The organism is Novacetimonas hansenii JCM 7643 (assembly GCF_000964405.1).
GTDB lineage: Bacteria > Pseudomonadota > Alphaproteobacteria > Acetobacterales > Acetobacteraceae > Novacetimonas > Novacetimonas hansenii.
This window is the reverse complement of sequence record NZ_BANE01000133.1, coordinates 1-1,732: the sequence shown is the minus strand read 5'-3', so window position 1 is coordinate 1,732 and position 1,732 is coordinate 1. Positions and strand designations below refer to the sequence as shown.

General features: G+C 45.8%; 2 protein-coding genes. One reads left to right on the top strand and one right to left on the bottom strand.

Annotation, left to right across the window (positions count from 1 at the left end):
• Positions 1–131: 131 nt before the first annotated feature.
• The gene (locus tag B7G66_RS10035; RefSeq protein ID WP_003621663.1) at positions 132–662 is read right to left on the bottom strand and encodes a hypothetical protein; all 531 of its coding nucleotides are present in this window, start codon (positions 660–662) and stop codon (positions 132–134) included.
• A 515-nt stretch (positions 663–1,177) separates the two neighbouring features.
• On the opposite strand from B7G66_RS10035, the gene B7G66_RS10030 reads away from it, so the two are divergent.
• Positions 1,178–1,624 (top strand): DUF1493 family protein, encoded by a 447-nt coding sequence (locus tag B7G66_RS10030; protein ID WP_080545471.1) that lies wholly within the window; start codon positions 1,178–1,180, stop codon positions 1,622–1,624.
• Positions 1,625–1,732: the final 108 nt, after the last annotated feature.

Genomic DNA, 1,732 nt, shown 5'->3' with positions numbered 1-1,732 from the left:
GCCCGGACCCGGCAGGGAGCGTGCTCCCTGCACCCTGATCTGTTGAAGGGGAGTCGTGGTTTCCAAAGGGTAATACCCTTTGGTGGGGGTTTGGGGGCAAAGCCCCTGAATGTGCAATGCATGAGCGAACCCTATAACCCATCGCACAGATTATTGGGGCACCCGGTATGAAGGAGTGCGCCATTTTCCGCCAGGCGTCGCGTGCTGTTGCTGTAAACGGTGATGGCCTGTGGGGTGTCGGCTTCGCTGCTGGTGAATTCGGGCTGTATGACGGCGATGTCCTGTCCATGGACGATCTGCACCCTGTGGATATCGTTGCAGTTGCCAAAAAATGCGGTGGGTGTGGCCATGCCGGAATCCACCCGCACGATGGAAAAACTGGCGGGACAGAGCGCATTGCCTGTCGAGGTCAGCAACAGGTAATCCGTATCGCCCACCTGCCCGACTTTTTCCACGAATAACGCGCCGTTGCCCATCGCGCGTGGTGTCGTCGCCTGTCCCGCGATGGTCAGCGTTCCGCTGGAGGTATCGGCATCGCCGAACCGCGTCTGTGCATGATGCGGGTCCGGTGGGGGGCCGGGCAGGTATTGGGGCGGGGCAGCATGGACACTCCCGCCAGAGGACAGCAGCACCAGCCATGCGAAAGTGAAATTCCTAAACATCCGCAATATATTCTACTTTTATGAAATATGATAATTCTTACATAAGGATATGTGTGCTTTGTAAAATGCACAATTTATTTAAAACAGGCATGTAAATTACATCTATTTTACAAAAATACAGAACCAGTATTGTCCTGTTGTGTAATGATCGCTGTATTGGCTTTTACGCGCGGCATGGTGGCAGGGGACGGCACAAGGCCCATGCATGGCAGTGCGGGACAAAACTACATAACAGTTCGAGGTAAATTTAACAAAGCCACAAAAGGAACTTCCATTGCATCTATTGTAGCACGGAAATATTTACCATATGAAATAAAATGTAGAATTCTTCCAGCGTTTACTGGGATTCCATTGATAAATTGCAAGTACATACTCACCAAAAAATTGGAGTTTTTGTTGGGAGATCTGTACCTTATGTAGGTGTCGCTATCACCTTTTACGATGTATCGAAAATTGTTTATAATACTGTTCAGAAGTATAATCGGCTGGTTAAATCTGAAGATAGGATTTTTTAAATGGATATTATCTCAGAGGAACTAACAAAATTCTTAATTTCTGAAGAAAAAATTTCCGAAAAAGAAATTAAACCGTCAACAAGAATAGTAGAAGATCTTGGTCTGGATGGAATTGATGCTCATTACCTCATGGAATATTATTCAGAAACGTTCTCAATCAAGGTAGGGGATTTTGATTTTCATCGATATTTTAATGATGAAACAGAGGTTTTATCAATTATTCCTACCATCCTTTTTGTTTTCTTTCGATTTCTGATCTGGCAACTTTTAATGGGCAAACCAGCCCTCAACCTGACAACAGTGCCGGTCACATTGGCCATGCTTCAACAAGCAATAGACGATGGGGTCTGGAATTGCGCACGCATTGAATCTCTTGCTGGCACACAGGTTTATCCACCCCCCTCAAAAAATCCAGGGTGGTTTTCGCGCATTCGTAACAGGACATGAATAGACATAGTTTAGAATTATCGAACAAGCTGCTATATATCTTCATTTTTAAAGGGTGTGTTGAGAATTATCGTGAATTGATGATAGCGGCTGTGAGATAGATCATGG

What these genes read in the sequence shown, in the direction of transcription:
- B7G66_RS10035 (WP_003621663.1), bottom strand. Translation starts at nt 662, where the DNA reads ATGTTTAGGAATTTCACTTTCGCATGGCTGGTGCTGCTGTCCTCTGGC.
- B7G66_RS10030 (WP_080545471.1), top strand. Translation starts at nt 1,178, where the DNA reads ATGGATATTATCTCAGAGGAACTAACAAAATTCTTAATTTCTGAAGAA.